This is a genomic window from Roseateles sp. AC306 (assembly GCF_979253795.1).
Map to the genome: position 1 here is coordinate 1 of NZ_CEEDEB010000124.1, position 245 is coordinate 245.

A 245-nucleotide genomic window follows, 5' to 3' on the forward strand; every position below is an offset into this window, starting at 1 on the left:
CCCTGAGAGAGTTGCAGCAAGCGGTCCACGCTGGTTTGCCCCAGCAGGCGAAAATCCTGTTTGATGGTGGTTAACGGCGGGATATAACATGAGCTGTCTTCGGTATCGTCGTATCCCACTACCGAGATATCCGCACCAACGCGCAGCCCGGACTCGGTAATGGCGCGCATTGCGCCCAGCGCCATCTGATCGTTGGCAACCAGCATCGCAGTGGGAACGATGCCCTCATTCAGCATTTGCATGGT

The 245-nt window shown here is 57.1% G+C and carries 1 protein-coding gene; it reads right to left on the reverse strand.

The window, feature by feature from the left end:
• Positions 1-245, reverse strand: a 245-nt coding sequence (locus tag AC0IZJ_RS28655) for a substrate-binding domain-containing protein (RefSeq protein ID WP_471855671.1), incomplete at both ends; no start/stop codon positions are given.